We start from the raw sequence: 19,839 nt of genomic DNA on the forward strand, positions 1-19,839 counted from the left end.
CCCGGCGGCTTGAGGGTGGCGGGCATACCGGGTATACATACTCGGTATGTCGATCCGTCACGGCCTGCTCGCCCTGCTCGACCAGGGCCCGCGCTACGGCTACCAGCTGAGATCCGAGTTCGAGGCCCGCACCGGGGCGACCTGGCCGCTCAACGTCGGCCAGGTGTACACCACGCTGGGCCGCCTGGAGCGCGACGGGCTGGTGGAGGCCGCCGGCGAGGACGACGAGGGCCACCAGTTCTACTCCGTCACCGACGAGGGACGCGCGGAACTGCGCCGGTGGTTCGACACCCCGGTGCCGCGCACCAACCCGCCGCGCGACGAACTGGCGATCAAGCTGGCGATGGCGGTGACCATCCCCGGCGTGGACGTGGCCGCGGTCGTGCACGGCCAGCGCCGGCACAGCATGCAGGCGCTCCAGGACTACACCCGGCTCAAGGGCCGGGCGCTGGCCGCGGACGACGGCTCCGGCAAGGACCTGGCCTGGCTGCTGGTGCTGGAGCAGCTGATCTTCCAGACCGAGGCGGAGATCCGCTGGCTGGACCACTGCGAGTCCCGGCTCGCCCAGCACGCCGAACGCGCCGCCGCCCCGTCCGAACCCGCCGCCGCGCCGCCCGCCCGGCGCGCCGCCAAGAGCCGCGACCGCGGCCGCATCTGAACCTCCTGGGGGAGTGATGACCGAACAACTCAAGCCGGCCGAGCCCGTGCTGCACCTCGACCAGGTCAGCCGGACGCACGGCCAGGGCGCGGCCCAGGTGCACGCGCTGCGCGCCGTCGACCTGCGGGTCTACCCCGGCGAACTGGTCGCCGTGATGGGCCCCTCCGGCTCCGGCAAGTCCACCCTGCTGACCCTGGCCGGCGGCCTGGACAGCCCCACCGGCGGCCGGGTGGTCGTCGAGGGCACCGTCCTGGGCGACCTGGACCGCAGGAAGCTGGCCGCCGTCCGCCGCCGCTCGGTGGGCTACGTGTTCCAGGACTACAACCTGATCCCCGCGCTCACCGCCGCCGAGAACATCGCGCTGCCCCGGGAACTGGACGGGGTCTCCGCCCGCGCCGCCCGCCGGGAGGCGCTCACCGCGCTCGAGGAGCTCGGCATCGCCGAGCTCGCCGACCGCTTCCCCGACGACATGTCCGGCGGCCAGCAGCAGCGCGTCGCCATCGCCCGCGCCCTGATCGGCGACCGCCGCCTGGTGCTCGCCGACGAGCCCACCGGCGCGCTGGACTCCACCACCGGCGAGTCCGTGCTCGCCGTGCTGCGCGCCCGCTGCGACGCCGGCGCCGCCGCGATGATGGTCACCCACGAGGCCCGGCACGCCGCCTGGGCGGACCGGGTGGTGTTCCTGCGCGACGGCCTGCTGGTCGACGAGACCGCCCGGCAGGACGCCGGCAGCCTGCTGGTCACCGCCGCCACCAACGCGCGGAAGGACGGACAGCGGTGAAGCTGACCGCCTGGCGCGCCGCCCTGCGGATCGCCCGCCGCGACGCCGCCCGCGCCAAGGGCCGCAGCGCCCTGGTGCTGGCGATGATCGCGCTGCCGGTGCTCGGCGTGGCCGGCGTGGACGTGATCGCCCGCAGCGCCCAGCTCGAACCGGCCGAGAAGGCCGCCCGGCAGATGGGCACCGCCCAGGCGTACGTCACCATGTCGCAGCGCGGCGGCAGCATCCTCCAGGACCCCCCGGGCGAGAACACCGTCAGCCAGGTGCCCGACCAGGACCGGCCGCAGACCGCCGCGCAGAAGCGCAGCGCCGACACCGACCCCGCGCGGCTGCTCACCGAACTGCTGCCCGGCGCGGTGCTGGTGCCGACCGACAACGACACCGGCACCACGACCACCACCAGGGAAGGGCGGATGCAGGTCACCCTCGACGAGGCCGACCTGACCGACCCGGTGTGGCGGGGCAAGCTGAACGTGGTGGCCGGCGCCGCCCCCACCCGGCCCGACCAGATCGCCGCCACCCGGGGCTTCCTGGACCGCTCCGACCTGCGGGTCGGCGACCGCACCGCGATCCACGGCCTGGACTCCACGCCGTACACCATCACCGCCGTCGTCGAGGACCCGCACTACCTGGACCGGAACATGCTGTACGGCCGCCCCGGCGCGGTGTTCGCCCCGATGGCGCAGGCCGATCCGGCGGTCGCCGACAGCGGCCGGGTGCGCAACGGCAGCAGCTGGCTGGTCAAGCTGCCCGCCGGGGCCCGGGTGGACTGGTCCAAGGTGCGGGAACTCAACGACCACGGCTTCACGGTGGTCTCCCGGGCCGTCCTGCTGGACCCGCCGGCCCGCTCCGAGGTGCCCTACTACGCGGCCGAGCAGTCCTCCTCCTCGGCCGTGAGCAAGACCGCGCTGGCGATCGCCGCCATGGTGCCCGGCATGGCGCTGCTGGAGATCGTGCTGCTGGCCGGACCGGCGTTCGCGGTCGGCGCCCGCCGCTCGCGCCGCCAGCTCGGCCTGCTCGCGGCCGGCGGCGGCGACCGCGCGCACGTCCGGGCGGTGGTGCTGGCCGGCGGCGCGGTGCTGGGCAGCGGCGGCGCCGTGCTCGGCCTGCTGGGCGGCGTGGGCCTGGTCGGCCTGTTCCGCGGACAGCTCGAACACCTGGCCGGACAGCGCTTCGGCCACCTCGACGTGCAGCCCCTCGACCTGCTCGGCGTCGCCCTGATCGGCCTGGTCACCGGCCTGCTCGCGGCCGTGGTCCCCGCCGTCCAGGCGTCCCGGCAGGACGTCATCGCCGCCCTCACCGGCCGCGGCGACAGCAAGCCCGCCAACCGGACCGTCGCCGTGATCGGCGCGGTGATGGTGGCCGGCGGCACCGCGCTGGCCCTGCTCTGCGCGATCGGCAACACCGCCGTCGTGGCCGGCCTGCTCGGCGGCTCGGTGATCGCCGAACTCGGCATGCTGCTGTGCACCCCGGTGCTGATCGGCCTGTTCGGGCGGCTCGGCCGCCACCTGCCGCTCAGCCCCCGGCTCGCGCTGCGCGACTCGGTGCGCCACCGCGGCCGCACCGCGCCCGCCGTGGCCGCCGTGATGGCCGCCGTGGCCGGCGCCGTCGCGGTCGGCATCTACCACGCCAGCGACGTCGAGAAGCAGCGCCAGGACTACCGGCCCACCCTGCCGTCCGGCGCGGTCGCGCTCTACCAGCCCTCCGGACCGGCCGACGACCCCGGCCGCTTCCCGATGCTGCTCCAGTCGGTGGAGACCCACCTGGACGGGCTCGGCCGGCGCGCCGACGTGCAGGAGATGACCGCGCTGCCCGGCGACTGCACGACCGGCTACCTGTGCGGCTACGTCCGGGCCGTGAAGCCGCCGGACAAGCGCTGCCCGGCCGACGACGTCCAGGACCCGGACAAGGCCCGCGCGTACCAGGACGACCCCCGGTGCGCCGTCGAGCGCGGCCTGCCCGAGTACCCGACCAGCTTCTTCGGCGACACCCTGGTCGGCGACGCCGCCCTGCTGCACAACCTGCTCGACGTGCACGACCCGGCCGCCGAACAGGCGCTGGCCGCGGGCAAGGCCCTGGTCTTCCGGCCCGGCTTCGTCACCGACGGCAAGCTGTACCTGCGCGCCGAGGAGCAGCCCACCCAGGCGCAGACCGACGCCGGGGACTACCAGGGCAAGCAGCGGGACGTCGCCGTCGACGCGGTGGAGGTGCACGCCTCCGTCCCGTTCGCGGTGACGGTGCTGAGCCCGCAGGCCGCGCAGAAGGCCGGACTGGGCGTGCGCGGGGCCGGCTCGCTGTGGAAGCCCGCCGGGACGCTGTCCGACAAGAGCGTCCAGAAGGCCACCGCCGACCTCGCCAAGCTCGACGGCAACGCCTACCTGACCGTCGAGCAGGGCTTCAAGCCCGAGACCGACGTGCTGACCCTCGGCCTGACCGGCTTCGCCGGCCTGGTCGCCCTCGGTGCGGCCGGCATCGCCACCGGCCTGGCCGCCGCCGACTCCCAGCAGGACCTGGCCACGCTGGCCGCGGTCGGCGCGTCCGGCGGCATCCGGCGGCGGCTGTCCGGCTTCCAGTGCGGGGTGATCGCCGCGATGGGAGCGGTGCTCGGCCTGGTCTGCGGCGCCGTCCCGGCCCTGGCCCTGCGGCTGCTGGAGGCCCGCAACTCGACGGTCTGGGTCAACGGCGTGCCGGCCGGCCACGAGGACCCGGTCATCGCGGTCCCGTGGGCGAACCTGGCCGGGCTGCTGATCGGCCTGCCGCTGGTCGCGGTGCTGCTGGCCGCGGTGCTCACCCGCTCCCGGATCGGACTGACCCGCCGGGCCGGGTGAGCCGGGCGCGGGGGGACCGGCCCCGGGGCCGCGGCGGGGGCCGCGGTGGGGCCGGGCGGACCGCGGCGGGGGCCGCGGTGCGGGGACCGGGGCGGGTGACCGTGCTCACGGCCGGGGGAGGCCGTGGGCACGCACCCGTCCGGGCGAACTAAAGTCGTCCGTATGACGAAAACCCCGGACAGCGCCGTCCGCTCCTACATCGACCGGCACGAGGACGCCTTCCTGGCCGACCTCGCCGACTGGCTGCGCATCCCCTCGGTCTCCGCCGACCCGGACCGGGCGGGCGAGGTCCGCCGCTCCGCCGAGTGGCTGGCCGAGAAGCTGCGGGCGACCGGTTTCCCGGTCGCCGAGGTGTGGGAGACGGACGGGCTGCCGGCGGTGTTCGCCGAGTGGCCCTCCGGCGAGGAGGGCGCGCCGACCGTGCTGGTCTACGGCCACCACGACGTGCAGCCCGCCGCCCGCGAGGACGGCTGGGACACCGACCCGTTCGAGCCCACCGTGGTCGGCCGCCGGCTGTACGCGCGCGGCGCCGCCGACGACAAGGGCCAGGTCTTCTTCCACACCCTGGGCGTGCGCGCCCACCTGGCCGCCACCGGCCGCACCGCGCCCGCGGTCAACCTCAAGCTGCTGGTCGAGGGCGAGGAGGAGTCCGGCTCGCCGAACTTCGCCGCCCTGGTGCGCCGCGAGGCCGAGCGGCTGGCCGCCGACGTGGTGATCATCTCCGACACCGGGATGTGGTCCGAGACCACCCCGACCGTCTGCACCGGCATGCGCGGCCTGGCCGACTGCCAGATCGACCTGTACGGCCCGGACAGCGACATCCACTCCGGCTCCTTCGGCGGCGCCGTCCCCAACCCGGCCGCGGTGGCCGCCGAACTCGCCGCCGGCCTGCACGACGCCGACCGCAGGGTCGCGGTGCCCGGCTTCTACGACGGCGTCGTCGAACTCACCGACCAGGAGCGGGCGCTCTTCGCCGAACTGCCCTTCGACGAGCAGCGGTGGCTGGAGGTCGCCAAGTCGCACGGCACCCTGGGCGAGGCCGGCTACACCACCCTGGAGCGGGTCTGGGCCCGGCCGACCGCCGAGGTCAACGGCATCTGGGGCGGCTACACCGGCCCCGGCGGCAAGACCATCGTCCCGGCCGAGGCGCACCTGAAGCTGTCCTTCCGGCTGGTCGCCGGGCAGGAGGTGGAGAAGGTCCGGGAGTCCGTCGCGGCCTGGGTTTCCGAGCGGGTCCCGACGGGAATCCGGTACGAGATCGTCTTCCCCGGCGCGACCCGCCCCTGCCTGACGCCGCTGGACCACCCGGCGCTCCGGTCCACCGTCCGGGCGATGGAGCGGGCCTTCGAGCAGAAGATCCTGTTCACCCGCGAGGGGGGCTCCGGCCCGGCCGCCGACCTCCAGGACGTGCTGGGAGCGCCGGTGCTCTTCCTCGGCATCTCGGTCCCCTCGGACGGCTGGCACTCGATCAACGAGAAGGTGGAGCTCGACCTGCTGCGCAAGGGCGTCGAGACCTCCGCCCACCTGTGGGGCGACCTCGCGGAGAACTTCCGACCGTGACGACGCGCCCCGCACCTGCCGCACCTGCCGCACCTGCCGTACTGAAGCGAAGCGAACGGGGATGGACGAGTTGAGCAGCGCACCCGACACCAAGCACCTCGCGCTGGCCCGGGCCGGGGTGGACCGGGCGGCGCACCGCCGGCTGGACGAGCCGTGGCTGGCCGCGGCCTGGAGCCACCCCAGCACCCGGGTGCTGCCGATCGCCGGCGGCGAGGCGTTCGTGGTCGACACCGCGGACCGCACCGAACTGGTGCTGCTGCCCTCCTTCGAGGCCCCGGTGACCGGCGATCGGTACTTCCTGGGCACCGACGAGGACGGCACCCACTACTTCGCGCTGGACTGCGAGTCGCTGCCCGGCCGGCTCGACGGCGACGCCCGCCCGGCCGGCCTGCGCGAGGTCGGCAGCGCCCTCTCCGACCGGGACTCCGGGCTGCTGGTGCACGCCGTCGCCCTGGAGCACTGGCACCGGCTGCACTCCTTCTGCTCCCGCTGCGGCCACCGCACCGAGAAGGCCGGGGCCGGCCACCTGCGCCGCTGCACCTCCTGCGCGGCCGAGCACTACCCGCGCACCGACCCGGCGGTGATCATGCTGATCACCGACCCCGAGGACCGCTGCCTGCTGGGCCGCCAGGCGCTCTGGCCGGAGGGCCGCTGGTCCACGCTGGCCGGGTTCGTCGAGCCCGGCGAGTCGATCGAGCAGGCGGTGGTCCGCGAGGTGCTGGAGGAGGCCGGGGTCCGGGTCGGCGAGGTCGCGTACGTGGCCAGCCAGCCCTGGCCGTTCCCGTCCAGCCTGATGCTCGGCTTCCTCGGCCGGGCGCTGCCCGGGGGCACCGGGATCACCGTGGACGGCGAGGAGCTGTCCGAGGCCCGCTGGTTCACCCGGGAGGAACTGCGGGCCGGGATGGCCGCCGGGGAGATCCTGCCGCCGTCCGGCATCTCGATCGCCCGGTACCTGGTCGAACTCTGGTACGGCGAACCGCTGCCGGCGGCCGCCCGCTGGTGACGCCCGGCGCCCGGCGCCGGTGCTTCCCGCCCGACGGGGGCGTACGGAGAGATCCGTACGCCCCCGTCGTGCGTCCGCCGGGGGGCCGCGGGCGGTCGGCCGGAATGGTTCGGGCGCACCCGGAACGTTCCGGCGGGGTTTCCCGAACTCCGTTCCCCGGCACGGTTGTCGCATTCCGCTGAAACCGCGCGAGCCCACTGGCTACATTCACTCGCGTGACGATCCACCGCCGCGCCGCCCCCGCGCCCAAGTACCAGCAGCTCGCCACCGACCTGCGCCGGCGCATCGAGTCCGGCGAGTGGGAGGGCGGCGGCCGCCTCCCGGTCGAGACCGAGCTGGAGGCGCAGTACGGGGTGGCCCGCAACACCGTCCGGCTGGCCGTGGACGTGCTGGTCAACGAGGGCCGGGTGGTGCGCGTCCAGGGCAAGGGCACCTACCTGCGCGAGCCCTCCCGGCACGACCACCGGGTGCACGCCCGCCCGCCCCGGCAGGCCCGCCGCGAACCGCTCACCCCCAGCGGCGAGGTGTACGCCGCCGAGGCCGCCGCCGCCGGACGGCAGCTCACCGTGGACTTCGAGGTGGCCGCCGTCCGGGCCCGCCGGGACGTCGCCGCCTGGCTCGGACTGCGCCCCGAGGACACCGTGATGATGCGCCGTCAGCTCTGCCGGGTCGACCGGGAGCCCTACGCCATCGAGGAGAGCCACTACCGGGCCGGGCTGGCCGCCGGCACCCCGCTGATGCAGGACCGGCCCGTCCCCGGCGGCGACGAGCGGATACTGGCGCAGCTCGGCCGGACCGAGACCTCCGCCACCGACCACCTCACCGCCCGGATGCCCGACCCGGCCGAGGCCGCCTGGTTCGGCCTCGGCCCGGGCGTGCCGCTGCTGGTCAACACCCGGATCAGCAGCGACCGGCGCGGCCCGATCCGGGTGGTGGAGACCCGCTACGCGGCCGACCGGGCCCGGCTGCTCTACGAGCTCGGCGACGCCGCGGCGGGCGGCTGAACCGGCGGCCGGGCGCCCCGGTCCGGCCGCCCGCCGCGCCGCGGCGGAATGCCGGCCCGCGCCGTTCCGGCCGCCGGGGCCGGAATTCCGATCAGTACCGGTCGGACCTCCGGCGGAATTCGACCGGGCCCCGGTGGACATTCAGCCGGAATTAGACCGCCGGCGACCGGTATTGGACCGGTAATGACCGGATCGGGACCGAATTCGATCAGACCAACGCGGACTGGACCTGCCGCAGGCTCGGGTTGGTCATCACGCTCTGCTCGCCGGAGGCGGAGACCACCACGACCGTCGGCACCGTCTGGTTGCCGTTGTTCACCGACTCCACGTAGGACGCCGAGGCCGGGTCCTGCTCGATGTTGACCTCGGTGTAGGCGATGCCCTCGCGGTCCAGCTGGCTCTTGAGGCGGTTGCAGTAGCCGCACCAGGTCGTGCTGTACATCGTGACGGTGCCGGACATGGCGAGGGACTCCTTCGGTCGACGGACGGTGGCCGGACGGCCGCCCGGTGCAACGCCCGGCGGCCCCGGCCCATTCCGGGCGGGTAGCGGTGTGACGATCCGACCACCTCGGACCGCCTGTGGACAACCCCGTCCGAACTGTCCGGCCCGCCTGCGAGGATGGGGGCATGCAGGAAGACCTCCTCGGGCTCGACGGCCCCCACTCGCAGTACGGCCACGCCCCCGCCGGGGCGGACGCGGTGCTGGCCGGGCTCGACCCCGAGCAGCGCGCCGTGGCCACCGCCCTGCACGGCCCGGTCTGCGTGCTGGCCGGCGCCGGCACCGGCAAGACCCGCGCCATCACCCACCGGATCGCCTACGGCGTGCGCAGCGGCGTCTACCACCCCGCGCAGGTCCTCGCCGTCACCTTCACCGCCCGCGCGGCCGGCGAGATGCGCGGCCGGCTGCGCCAGCTCGGCGCCGACGGCGTGCAGGCCCGCACCTTCCACTCGGCCGCCCTGCGCCAGCTCCAGTACTTCTGGCCGCGGGCCATCGGCGGCGAGTTCCCCCGGCTGCTGGAGCGCAAGGTCCAGCTGGTCGCCGAGGCGGCCGGCCGCAGCGGCCTGCGCGTCCAGCGCACCGAACTGCGCGACCTGACCGCCGAGGTCGAGTGGGCCAAGGTCACCCAGGTCGTCCCCGACGACTACCCGGCCGCCCTCGCCAAGTCCGGCCGCGAGGCCCCGCGCGACCCGGCGGAGATCGCCCGGGTCTACGCCGCCTACGAGCACGCCAAGCAGCAGCGCCGCCTGATCGACTTCGAAGACGTGCTGCTGCTCACCGCCGCCGTCCTGGAGGACCGGCCGGAGATCGCCGACCAGGTCCGCTCCCAGTACCGGCACTTCACCGTCGACGAGTACCAGGACGTCTCCCCGCTCCAGCAGCGCCTGCTGGAGCAGTGGACGGGCTCCGACGGCGGCGCCAGCCTCTGCGTCGTGGGCGACGCCAGCCAGACCATCTACTCCTTCACCGGCGCCACCCCCGACCACCTGCTGAACTTCCGGCACCGGCACCCCGAGGCCACCGTGGTCAAGCTGGTCCGGGACTACCGCTCCACCCCGCAGGTGGTCCACCTGGCCAACGGGCTGCTCGCGCAGGCCCGCGGCCAGGCCGCCCAGCACCGGCTGGAGCTGGTCTCCCAGCGCGAGGCCGGCCCCGAGCCGGTCTACCGCGAGTACCCGGACGAGCCGACCGAGGCCGAGTCCACCGCCCGCCTGATCCGCGACCTGCTCGGCACCGGCGTCCGGGCCAGCGAGGTCGCCGTGCTGTTCCGCACCAACGGCCAGTCCGAGGTGTACGAGCAGGCCCTCGCCGACCTCGGCATCGCCTACCAGCTCAAGGGCGCCGAGCGGTTCTTCGAACGCCCCGAGGTCCGCGAGGCCGGCGTGCTGCTCAAGGGCGCCGCCCGGGCCGCCGACGACCCGCTGACCTCCGGCGCGCCCGACCTCGCCGCCCAGGTCCGCGCGGTGCTCGCCACCCGCGGCTTCGCGGCCGCCCCGCCGGCCGGCTCCGGCGCCGTCCGCGAGCGCTGGGAGTCGCTGAACGCGCTGGTCCGCCTCGCCGAGGAGTTCGAGGCCGCCCGCCGGTCCGCCGGGGCCCCGGCCGACCTCGCCGCCTACGTCGCCGAGCTGGACGCCCGGGCCGCCGCCCAGCACGCCCCCGCCGTCGAGGGCGTCACGCTCGCCTCGCTGCACGCCGCCAAGGGCCTGGAGTGGGACGCGGTGTTCCTGGTCGGCCTGAGCGAGGGCACGCTGCCGATCATCTACGCCAAGACCGACGAGCAGGTCGAGGAGGAGCGCCGGCTGCTCTACGTCGGCGTCACCCGGGCCCGCCGCTTCCTGACCCTCTCCTGGTCGCTCTCCCGCTCCCCGGGCGGCCGCGCCTCCCGCAAGCCCACCCGCTTCCTGGACGGCCTGCGCCCCGGCTCCGCCGGCCCCGGCGCGCGCGCCCGGGGCGGGCGCGGGGGCGTCGAGCCGGGCGCGGAGCGCTCCGCCGCGCGCCGGGCGCGCGGCCCGGTCAAGTGCCGGGTCTGCGAGCGCACCCTGACCGACGCCGTCGAGCGCAAGCTCCGCCGCTGCGAGGGCTGCCCGTCCACGATGGACGAGGCGCTCTACGAGCGGCTGCGCGAGTGGCGCTCGGTCAAGGCCAAGGAGCAGGGCGCCCCGGCCTACGTGGTGTTCACCGACGCCACCCTGACGGCCATCGCGGAGGACGTGCCGGGCAGCCTCGCGGAGCTGTCCCGGATCTCCGGAGTGGGCGCCATGAAGCTGGACAAGTACGGCTCCGACGTGCTCTTGTTGTGTGCGGGGGAGAGTCCGGAGCCGGTGGGGGAGACCGACCGCGAACCGGAGCCCGCCCCGTCCGAGGGCGAAGCCGGGAACCAGGCTGAGAACTCGCCGGAAAAATAGTTTGCGCGCCGCATGGACGGCGCAATAGCCTGCCGGAGCGGTCAAGGGGACGAGGCCGCGAAGCTCGCAGAGGGCCTGTTTCTGCGTGCACTGACCATCAACCAGATATCGGAGCCCGGGCGACCGGGCACCGCGAGACGCCGAGAGGAGGCGAGTTCAGTGGAGACCAAGATGATCACCAAAGTGACCGACCTGATGACCACCCTCGCCATGCCCTCGCGCGTCAGCGCTTCGGGTCTGGGTCTCGGCACGGCCGGCGGCGACGCCGGAGTCCTGCTGTCCGAGCACTGCCTTGTCAGTGATCTCGGCAATGCTGTGGCCACCCGTGTCGAGGCAGGTCCCTCCCGTGACTGGGCGACGTTCGGCGGCGGCATTTCGCTGTCCGACGAGCGACCGACCAAGGCACCGAAGGCGGTAGTGGCAGAGGCCCTGCATGGGCGCTATGCCGCAGTCATCGGTGCCGGAAGCAACAAGCAGGACCAGCAGATCTCCCTGGCCGAAGCCGCCGTCCGCGGCGCCGAGGCCGGCCGGAAGCAGGCTTTTCGCGGGCCTGGACCCTGGAGCGAACGACCCTGACTGAACCAGTCACGGGCGGTGCCTCCAGGGCCGCGGAAACCCAGCAACCGGGTTCCGCGGCCCTTCTGTTTTGTCCGGTACGCAAGACCACCCAGGCCCCCCGGGGCCTCCGGACCGCTCCGCACCACGGAACGGCCGGACCCACATCGAAGACGAGGAAGACGCCCACAGTGTCCACGGTCATCACACCGCCGCCCCTCCCGTCCGTACCGACCGACAAGACCGTCAAGGCCGACCAGGCCCACCCCCCGGAGGTAACACTCATGCAGCTCACCGCCATCGACGAGGCTGACTCGCTCGGGCTCCCCATCCCGTGCCGGGCCTTCGACCCGGAGGTCTTCTTCGCGGAGACCCCCGCGGACGTCGAGTACGCCAAGTCGCTGTGTGGCACCTGCCCCGTCAAGGCCGCCTGCCTCACCGGTGCCCTGGAGCGCCGCGAGCCCTGGGGCGTCTGGGGCGGCGAGCTCTTCGTGCAGGGCGTCGTCGTCGCCCGGAAGCGCCCGCGTGGCCGTCCGCGCAAGACCGAGGTCATGGCGTGAACCCCGCAGCCAGGGCCGACCGCAGCGGCACCGGAGCCGTCCGCAGGGGAGAGCAGCCCCCGCTGGACACCGCTCTGCGCCACTCGGTACGCATCGCGGCCGCCAAGGCCGACGCAGAACTGACCCGTCCCTTCCCGACCACGCACCACGAGCAGGACCACCACATGAACCCCGCCGGCATCGATCCGACCGTCCGCTCCGAGCAGACCACCGAACTTCAGATCCAGAACAGGACCCTCGAGATGAATCTCCTCCAAGAATCCCTGGCGCGCGCGCATATGCAGCAACGCCTCCACGAGGCCGAGGAGCAACGCCTCGGCCTGCGGGTGCTGCGCGCGGCGCGGCTGCGCCGCCGGGCCGAACGTGCCTCGCTGCGCGCCCGCAAGGCCCTCGCCGTCGCCCTGATGTGACGGATGCTCCACCCCGCCGGTCGGCCGCGAGGCCCCGCCGGTGACCGACCCCTGAACGCCGACGGCCGGCTCCCCGCCCCGGGGAGCCGGCCGTCGGCGCGTTCCCGCTGAATCCAGGACTTCTGCGGCTCCCAGGGCCTCCGTCGGGCCCGGGTGTCGGGCGTCCAACTCCAGGGTTCCGTACTGCTGTTCGCCACCCGAACAGGTCGTGCAAGGATGGCCCCCATGTGGTCCTCCCTCCCGCTCGGCGAGCGGCTGCGCGCCGAACTCGGCCCGCCGCGCAAGGTCCGCCGCCTGGTCAGCAGCCCGCGCTCCCGGGTCTGGCGGGCCGAGCTCTCCGGCCGCCCCGTGGTGGTCAAGCAGTTGGTCGACTCGCCCGGGGCCGACGGCCGTTACGCCCGCGAGGCGGCCGGGCTCTCCCTCGCCGCCCGGCCCGGCCGACCCGGCCCCCCGGTGGCGCCCGCCCTGCTCGGCGCCGACCCGGCCGCCCGCCTGCTGGTGCTGGAACGCCTGGAGGACCGCACCCCGGGCCCCGACTGGCAGCGCGAGTACGCCACCGCGCTGGCCGGGCTGCACGCCAGCGCCCCCGCCGACCTCCAGGACCTCGCCGGGACGGCCCCCGCCACCGACCTGCCCGCCTGGACCGGCCCGACCGGGCGCGACCTCGGCTGCTTCATCGCCCTGGCCCGAATCCTCGACGTCCCGGCCCCGCCCGGCGCCCGCGCCGAGGCCGAGGCGCTGCTCGACCGGCTCTCCGCCACCCCCGTCCGGCACGCGCTGCTGCACGGCGACCCCTGCCCCGGCAACGACCTGCACACCGCCGACGGCGTCCGGTTCGTCGACTTCGAGCAGTCCGCGCTCGGCCCGGGCGCCGTCGAGTTCGCCTACCTGCGGATCGGCTTCCCCACCTGCTGGTGCTCCACCGCCCCGCCCGCCGCCGTGCTGGCCGAGGCCGAGGCCGCCTACCGCACCGCCTGGCGGGCGGCCACCGGCACCGAGGCCGCCACCCCCGCCGAACTCGCCGACGCCTGCGCCGGCTGGCTGCTGCGCGGCGACGCCCTCGTCCCCAAGGCCGAACGCGGCACCGCCGACCACCTGTCCCGCCTCCACCACGGCGACTGGACCTGGGGCAACGCCACCGCCCGCCGCCGCCTCCTGCACCGCCTGCGGGTGGTCGCCGAACTCGCCGACGCCGACACCGCCCTCCCGGTCTTCGGCCGCTTCTGCGCCACCCTGGCCGCCCGCGCCCGCACCGCCTGGCCCACCGCCACCCCACTCCCCGCCGAACGGGCCTGACCGCCCGCGGGGCCGCGAGCCCGCCGCCCGCGAGCCTCGGCCGGGGCCCGGACACCCGCGCCTCGGGGCCTCCGGAGGCGCGGGTGTCCGGGTCCCGGCTCAGTCGGCTTCCGGCCCCGGCCCCGGCTCCGGCCCGGCTTCCGGCCCGGTCTTCGGCTCGTTCCCCGGTCCGGCGAAGCCGGGCAGCCAGCGGAGCAGTTCCTCGTGCAGGCGGACGGTGGCGCCGAGCTGGCACAGGACGCCGATGGTGGAGAGGGTGACGCGGTGGATCAGCAGGTAGGAGGGCGGGAGGTTGAGCTGCTTGCCGAGGTTGTAGGCGGGGGAGCGCGGGTCGGCGATCCGGGCGGCCTGGGTGCGCATCCACGGGCGGCTGAAGGTGAACTGCTCGGCGCGGGTGGGCTCGATGATCGGGAGCAGGTAGTCGAGCACCGCGTCCGGGTCGAGCGAGATGCCGGGACGGACGAAGTTCTCCTGCCTGAGCAGGTCGTACACCGCCCCGGCGTCCCCGGCCAGGGCCAGCCGCAGGGAGGTGCCGATCGTGCGGGGCAGGCCGCCGGGGAGGCGGTCGACGGTGCCGAAGTCGAGCACGCCCAGCTTCCAACTCGCGGCGGTGCGGCCGGTCTTGACCAGCCGGAAGTTGCCGGGGTGCGGGTCGGCGTGCAGCAGGCCGGTGCGGCTCGGGCCGGCGAACAGGAAGCGGGCGAGCAGCTGCCCGGCCCGGTCGCGCTCGGCCCGGGTGCCGTCCGAGACGACCTGGGAGAGCGGCTTGCCCTCCAGCCACTCGGTGACCAGCACCCGCCCGGACTGGGCCACCACCCGGGGCACCACGATGTCGGCGTCCCCGGCGAACTCCCGGGCGTGCAACTGCTGGGACTCCGCCTCCAGCCCGTAGTCCAGCTCCTCGGTGACCCGCTCGCGCAGCTCGGCGATCAGCGGCTTGATGTCCACGCCCGGGATCAGCGGACCCAGCATCCGGGCCACCCGGGAGAGCTGGCTCAGGTCGCTGAGCAGGGCGTCGCCCGCGCCCGGGTACTGGATCTTGACCGCGACGTCCCGCCCGTCCTTCCAGACGGCGCGGTGCACCTGGCCGATCGAGGCGGCGGCGGACGGCTGGTCGGAGAAGGAGCGGAAGCCGTCGGCCCAGTCCTCCCCGAGGTCGGCGGCCAGCACCGCGTGCACGGTGCGGGTCGGCATCGCCGGGGCGGACTCCTGGAGCTTGGTGAGCGCGGCCCGGTAGGGGCCCGCGACGTCCTCCGGGAGGGCGGACTCGAAGACCGACATGGCCTGCCCGAACTTCATCGCACCGCCCTTCAGCTTGCCGAGGGTGGCGAAGAGCTGCTCCGCGGTCTGGGCCTGGAGCTCGGCCGCCACCTCCTCCGCGGGCCGTCCGCCCAGGCGCTTGCCCAGGCCGAGGGTGGCCCGCCCGGCGAAGCTCAGCGGCAGGGCCGCCAGCCGGGCCGTCCGGGAGACCGCCTTGCGCGGCATGTCAGACATCCGCCGCCTCCGTCCGGACGGTGCGGCCGGCGGTGGCCGGAGCCGCCCCGGCGCGCGGGTGGGCGACCGGCCGGGCCGGGCCGGTCCTTGCCTTGCGCGGTAGATCGCTCACCGGACCTCCTGATCCTCCGGACCGACCGGCGCCCCGCCGGCGGTCGGTACAGCGCCGCTCCCGGACCCGCCCGGCGGCTCCGGCCCCGACGGCCGCCGCCCGCCCGGCCTCCGGAAGCGGTGCACCGGGACGGGTGGCGACGGATCGGGTCTGCGGGCTGCCGGACGGGCCCCAGGGCTCGTCCTAGGCCATTGTGCCCGTTCGCCCCGGTGTGGCGGACTGCCAGAGGCAACCGCAGTCCGGGTGGCTGCGCAGCCGCAGCCGCCGGACCATGCCGTCGGCGGCGGACAGCTCGCACCAGCCGTCCACGCTCGGCGGCAGCACCCCGTCCAGGTACAGCTGGGCGTGCAGCGCGGCGAGCCCCGCGACCGAGGCCGCGACCGCGCCGTCGCAGGCCGGGACGCGGGCCCGGCCGGGGCCCTCGTCGATCAGCTGGGCCAGCAGCCGGGGCCACGCCTCGTCCTCGTCGCGCCGGGCCAGGGTCGCGCAGCTGCCGCAGGCGGAGGCGCCGGGGACGACCAGCGGGCCGACCACGCCGAGGTGTTCGAGCACCCCGGTGTACAGGTGCGGGACGCCGGCCCGCATCAGCTCCTGGGCGTCCACCGCGGCCCCGGTGTACGCGGCGGAGCCGTCCCGCGGGGCGAGCACCACCAGCGTGGGCGGCGGGGGAGCGGCGGGCGGGCGCCGGTAGCGCTCGCCGACCGGGGCGCCGGTGACGCGGTGCACCAGCTCGCGGGCGGCGGTGGAGCGCAGCCGCCCGATGTCGCCCGGTGGCAGGCCGCCGGGCAGGCAGTCCCGGGCGGCGACCCGGCCGCGGTCCAGCACCGCGACCTCGCCGATCCCGCCGGCCGCCAGCGCGGCCCCGACGGCGGCCCCGACCCGCCCGGCGCCGCGCACCTCGACCCGGGCCCGGACCCGGCCGTGCAGCACGGCGGCGGCCTCGCCCGGCGCGGGGTGCACCAGGGAGAGCGAGGCCAGCTCGGGGCCGAGCAGGTCGCGCCGGGCGGGTGGGTACAGCTCCAGCACGTCCCGCAGGGCCTGGGCGTCGTCCAGCAGCTCGCTGCGGCCGAGCGAGTCGAGCACCGCCCGGCAGTACTCGGCGCTCAGCCCGAGCCGCTGCCCGGCGGCGATCAGCGCGGGGCCGTCCCGGCTGCCGTCGATCAGCTCCAGGAAGCCGGCCAGCTTGCGGTCGACGCCCTCGATCAGCCGGGCGTGCCGCCGTACGGTGCCGAACTGCAGGGTCTGCTTCTCCCGCCAGAGCCGGGACAGGGCGGGCTTGATCACGGGGCGCATGCGGGTACCTCCCACGGTCGGGACCCCGGCGTCGGGATCGCCGGTGACCGCAGCTTGCCCGCCCGTCCGGACCGGCGGAAATCCGTTGTCCACAGCCCCGGTGTGACGATCGGTTCATCGCCGCGCACCGCCTGTGGACAACGCACCCGGGTGGACCCGTGGGCCGCGCCGTCCCGCTGCCGGACTTCTGTCACGGGGAGCGGGTAACGTCCTGTGCCATGGCAGCCGAACGGGACTCCCATCGGTCGGCGTCGCATCGGCGTGCCCGGGCAGCCTCCGGTCCGACGGTCGCGGCGCCCGGTGCGCATGCCAGCGCCGGGGCCGATCGTGAGTGCACATCCGAACGCGAGCACACCCCCGACCCGACCCGCGCGACCGACCGCGGCGGCGTCGACCACGGCGGCCCCGACCGCACCGGCCCCGACCGCACCGGCCAGGAGCGCGGCGGCCCCGACCGCGGCAAGGTCGAGGTCCGCCGCAGCGCCCGCCGCAGCCGCACCGTCTCCGCCTACCGCGAGGGCGACCGCACCGTGGTGCTGATCCCGGCCCGGATGTCGCACGCCGAGGAGCAGCGCTGGGTGGCCCAGATGCTCGACAAGCTGGCCGCGCAGGAGAGCCGCCGGATGCTCGGCGACGAGGCGCTGCAGTCCCGCGCCCGCGAGCTCTCGCGGCTCTACTTGGCCGGTCGCGCCGTCCCGGAGCAGGTCCGCTGGGTCACCAACCAGAACTCCCGCTGGGGCTCCTGCACCCCCAGCGAGCGCACCATCCGGCTCTCCCACCGCCTCCAGGGCATGCCCGAGTACGTGGTCGACTACGTCCTGCTGCACGAGCTCGCGCACCTGCTGGTCCCCGACCACGGCCCCCGGTTCTGGGCCCTGCTGGACGCCTACCCGCGCACCGAACGCGCCCGCGGCTACCTGGAGGGCGTCGCCTCCGCCGCCCGGCTGCCGCACGTCCCGCCCGCCCACCTCACCTGACGTCCCGCTCCGCCGGCCGTCGCGCCACCGGCCCGGCCCGGGAGCGGCACGGAGGCCCCCGACCGGCCCCACCGGGGCGATCGAGGGCCTACGGGACGGCGGAGGACGCCGGGCCGGTGCGGGGAGGGCGTCAGACCAGCGCGCGGGCCCGCGCGACCAGGTCGCGCACCGAGCGGTCGGTGTCGGCGGGCAGCTCGTCCCAGCCGAACCAGCGCAGGTCCAGCGACTCCTCGCTGATCAGCTCGCGCGCCCCGGCCGGGGCCAGCGCCACGTACTGCACGTCGAGGTGGGTGTTCTCCGGCCGGTCCTTCCCGGTGCAGCGCACCCGGTGCCGGTCCAGCTTCACGGGCGCGGGGCGGCCGTCGACGGCGAGCAGCGCCAGGCCGGCGATGCCGGACTCCTCGACCGCCTCGCGCAGCGCGGCCGCGGCCAGCGTGTCGTCGCCGGGCTCGCAGTGGCCGCCCATCTGCAGCCACAACCCGACCTTCGGGTGCAGGGTGAGCAGCACCCGCCCGCCGTCCGGGTCGACCACCAGCGCGCTGGCGGTGAGGTGCCCGGGCAGGCAGGCCCGCCACATGCCGTCGGGGCGGTCGGCCAGGTGGGCCAGGTAGTCGCGGCGCAGTTCGTCCTGCCCGGCGCCGTCGGGCACCCAGTCGGTGAGGACGCGGACGGCGTCGGCGTGCAGCGCGGTCACTTGGCGGTGCCCTCCGGACCCTGCTCGCCGCCGTCCTCGCCCTTGCCGTCCTCGCCCTTGCCGTCCTCGCTCGGGGCATCGCCCGAGGCGTCGTCCGCGGCGTCGGCGTCGTCCGGGGAAGCCTTCGGGGCGTCCTCCGCGGGCTGCCCCGCGGACTCGTCCGCCGCCCCGTCCGCCCCGCCGTCCTCGTCCTTGCTGTCCTTGCGCAGGTCCGCCTTCCCAGCGCCGGTGCCGGTGCCGGCGCCGGCCCCGCCGCCCGCCGCCTCGCCGAGCAGCTTGTCCAGCGCGTCGAAGTCGAAGCCGCCCTCGGCCACCGCCGCGGTGTCCCGGTGCACGAAGCCGTCCGGGTCGTCCAGGTCGGCGGCGGTGGGCAGCATGTCGGGGTGGCTCCACAGCGCGTCGCGGCCCTCGACGCCGCGGGCGTCGGCGAGCGAGGCCCAGAGGCGGGAGGCGTCGCGCAGGCGGCGCGGGCGCAGTTCGAGGCCGACCAGGGTGGCGAAGGTCTGCTCGGCGGGGCCGCCGGAGGCGCGGCGGCGGCGGAGCGTCTCGCGCAGCGCGGCGGCGTGCGGCAGGTGCGGAGCGGCGGCGGTGTGCACCACGGCGTCGACCCAGCCCTCGACCAGGGCGAGGGCGGTCTCCAGCCGGGCCAGCGCGGCCTTCTGCGCGGGGGTGTCCTCGGGCTGGAGCAGGCCGCCGGCCAGCGCCTCCTGGAGGGCCTCGGGGTTGGACGGGTCGAGCTGGCCGACCAGCTCCTCCATCCGCGAGGTGTCGACCTTGATGCCGCGCGCGTACGCCTCGACGGCACCGAACAGGTGCGCCCGCAGCCACGGCACGTGGGCGAACAGGCGCTGGTGGGCGGCCTCGCGCAGGGCCAGGTAGAGCCGGACCTCCTCGGCCGGCACGTTCAGCCCCTCGCCGAACTCGGCGATGTTCTGCGGCAGCAGCGCGGCCTTCCCGGCGGGGGCCAGCGGCAGGCCGACGTCGGTGGAGCCGAGCACCTCGGCGGCCAGCGCGCCGAGCGCCTGCCCGATCTGGGTGCCGAACATGGCGCCGCCCATCGAGCGCATCATGCCCATCAGCGGCCCGGCCACGGCCTGCATCTCCTCGGGCAGCACGCCGCCCATGGCGTTGCCGACCCGCTCGGCGACCGGGTCGACCAGGTCCTTCCAGACCGGCAGGGTGGCCTCGATCCACTCGGCGCGGCTCCAGGCCACCGCCGCGGAGGAGGTGGACGGGAACTCGGTCGCGGAGTCCAGCCACAGGTCGGCCAGCCGGACGGCCTCGGTGACGGCGGTGCGCTCGGCCGCGCCGACCGAGCGGTCCTTGGTCCTCCCCTCGGGCTGCTCGGCGACCACGGTCTGCCGGGCGATGTTCTTGGCCAGGTCCCAGTTCACCGGGCCGCCCTCGAACGAGAGCATCTGCCCGAGCTGCTGGAACGCCGCGCCGAGGTCGTTGGGGTTGAAGCCGCCCATCATCGCGGCGAACGGGTTGTCCCCGCCCTGGCCGCCGCCGGGGCCGCCCATGCCGAACAGCGCCCCGAAGGGGTTTCCGCTGCCGAAGCCGAACGGCGGCTGCGGGGTCGAGTCGCCCTGCTCGCCGTCCTTCTTGCCCTTGTTCTCGCCGTCCTCGGGCTCCTCGGGGGGAACGCCGAATCCGAAGGGGAGGTCGCTCACGGGGTCCTCGATCTGATCGGCCGTCACGCGGGTGGTGTGG

Annotated in this window: 16 protein-coding genes and 1 pseudogene; 12 read left to right on the top strand and 5 right to left on the bottom strand. The window is 75.5% G+C overall.

Translation table 11 applies throughout. The features are described 5' to 3' along the window. The first annotated feature begins 46 nt into the window (after positions 1-46). The 6 genes from QMQ26_RS22410 (at position 47) to QMQ26_RS22435 (ending at position 7,831) form a co-directional block, all read left to right on the top strand. A complete protein-coding gene (locus QMQ26_RS22410; RefSeq protein WP_100836451.1) occupies positions 47-658 on the top strand; it encodes a PadR family transcriptional regulator in 612 nt (203 codons plus the stop codon). 16 nt (positions 659-674) lie between these two features. Beyond that, entirely contained in the window at positions 675-1,439 is a 765-nt protein-coding gene (locus tag QMQ26_RS22415; protein ID WP_100836450.1) for an ABC transporter ATP-binding protein, read from the top strand. After that, on the top strand, positions 1,436-4,264 hold the full coding sequence (locus tag QMQ26_RS22420) for an FtsX-like permease family protein (RefSeq protein ID WP_282202489.1): 2,829 nt from the start codon (positions 1,436-1,438) through the stop codon (positions 4,262-4,264). Before QMQ26_RS22415 ends, QMQ26_RS22420 begins: the two co-directional genes overlap by 4 nt. A 162-nt stretch (positions 4,265-4,426) precedes the next feature. Next, positions 4,427-5,824 carry a dipeptidase gene (locus QMQ26_RS22425; protein ID WP_282202490.1) on the top strand — a complete coding sequence of 466 codons (1,398 nt, stop codon included), beginning with the start codon at positions 4,427-4,429 and terminating at the stop codon, positions 5,822-5,824. Between the two features lie 61 nt (positions 5,825-5,885). Beyond that, entirely contained in the window at positions 5,886-6,827 is a 942-nt protein-coding gene (nudC, locus tag QMQ26_RS22430; protein WP_100836447.1) for an NAD(+) diphosphatase, read from the top strand. 215 nt (positions 6,828-7,042) lie between these two features. After that, positions 7,043-7,831 carry a GntR family transcriptional regulator gene (locus tag QMQ26_RS22435; RefSeq protein WP_100836446.1) on the top strand — a complete coding sequence of 263 codons (789 nt, stop codon included), beginning with the start codon at positions 7,043-7,045 and terminating at the stop codon, positions 7,829-7,831. A 208-nt stretch (positions 7,832-8,039) separates the two neighbouring features. Here the strand turns inward: QMQ26_RS22435 and QMQ26_RS22440 are convergent, their stop codons facing one another. Next, entirely contained in the window at positions 8,040-8,291 is a 252-nt protein-coding gene (locus QMQ26_RS22440; RefSeq protein ID WP_282202491.1) for a mycoredoxin, read from the bottom strand. Between the two features lie 167 nt (positions 8,292-8,458). Between QMQ26_RS22440 and QMQ26_RS22445 the strand changes: the two genes are divergently transcribed. The 5 genes from QMQ26_RS22445 to QMQ26_RS22465 all read left to right on the top strand — a co-directional run bounded on the left by QMQ26_RS22445 (position 8,459) and on the right by QMQ26_RS22465 (position 13,556). Next, complete coding sequence (locus QMQ26_RS22445) at positions 8,459-10,735, top strand: ATP-dependent DNA helicase UvrD2 (protein ID WP_404813938.1); 2,277 nt, start codon at positions 8,459-8,461, stop codon at positions 10,733-10,735. A gap of 159 nt (positions 10,736-10,894) precedes the next feature. After that, entirely contained in the window at positions 10,895-11,311 is a 417-nt protein-coding gene (locus QMQ26_RS22450) for a hypothetical protein (protein WP_282202492.1), read from the top strand. 170 nt (positions 11,312-11,481) lie between these two features. Next, positions 11,482-11,850 carry a WhiB family transcriptional regulator gene (locus QMQ26_RS22455; protein WP_100836442.1) on the top strand — a complete coding sequence of 123 codons (369 nt, stop codon included), beginning with the start codon at positions 11,482-11,484 and terminating at the stop codon, positions 11,848-11,850. 164 nt (positions 11,851-12,014) lie between these two features. After that, entirely contained in the window at positions 12,015-12,260 is a 246-nt protein-coding gene (locus tag QMQ26_RS22460) for a hypothetical protein (protein ID WP_030459980.1), read from the top strand. Positions 12,261-12,485: 225 nt separating this feature from the next. Further along, positions 12,486-13,556: an aminoglycoside phosphotransferase family protein gene (locus QMQ26_RS22465; RefSeq protein WP_282202493.1), complete on the top strand. Its 1,071-nt coding sequence runs from the start codon at positions 12,486-12,488 to the stop codon at positions 13,554-13,556. 99 nt (positions 13,557-13,655) lie between these two features. Here QMQ26_RS22465 and QMQ26_RS22470 read toward each other — a convergent pair whose 3' ends face one another. Both QMQ26_RS22470 and QMQ26_RS22475 read right to left on the bottom strand, forming a co-directional pair. Then, positions 13,656-15,050, bottom strand: a complete 1,395-nt coding sequence (locus QMQ26_RS22470; protein WP_282202494.1) for an ABC1 kinase family protein — start codon at positions 15,048-15,050, stop codon at positions 13,656-13,658. Between the two features lie 295 nt (positions 15,051-15,345). Then, on the bottom strand, positions 15,346-16,455 hold the full coding sequence (locus QMQ26_RS22475) for a hypothetical protein (protein WP_100836439.1): 1,110 nt from the start codon (positions 16,453-16,455) through the stop codon (positions 15,346-15,348). Between the two features lie 455 nt (positions 16,456-16,910). Between QMQ26_RS22475 and QMQ26_RS22480 the strand changes: the two are divergent. Further along, positions 16,911-17,432 (top strand): annotated as a pseudogene (locus tag QMQ26_RS22480) (M48 metallopeptidase family protein); the annotation flags it as partial. Between the two features lie 130 nt (positions 17,433-17,562). Here QMQ26_RS22480 and QMQ26_RS22485 read toward each other — a convergent pair. Both QMQ26_RS22485 and QMQ26_RS22490 read right to left on the bottom strand, forming a co-directional pair. After that, a complete protein-coding gene (locus QMQ26_RS22485) occupies positions 17,563-18,126 on the bottom strand; it encodes an NUDIX hydrolase (RefSeq protein ID WP_282202496.1) in 564 nt (187 codons plus the stop codon). Next, positions 18,123-19,799, bottom strand: coding sequence for a zinc-dependent metalloprotease (locus tag QMQ26_RS22490; protein WP_282202497.1), 1,677 nt, complete (start codon positions 19,797-19,799; stop codon positions 18,123-18,125). Before QMQ26_RS22490 ends, QMQ26_RS22485 begins: the two co-directional genes overlap by 4 nt. Positions 19,800-19,839 lie beyond the last annotated feature (40 nt).

Origin of the sequence: Kitasatospora fiedleri (assembly GCF_948472415.1) — a bacterium.
Lineage (GTDB): Bacteria > Actinomycetota > Actinomycetes > Streptomycetales > Streptomycetaceae > Kitasatospora > Kitasatospora fiedleri.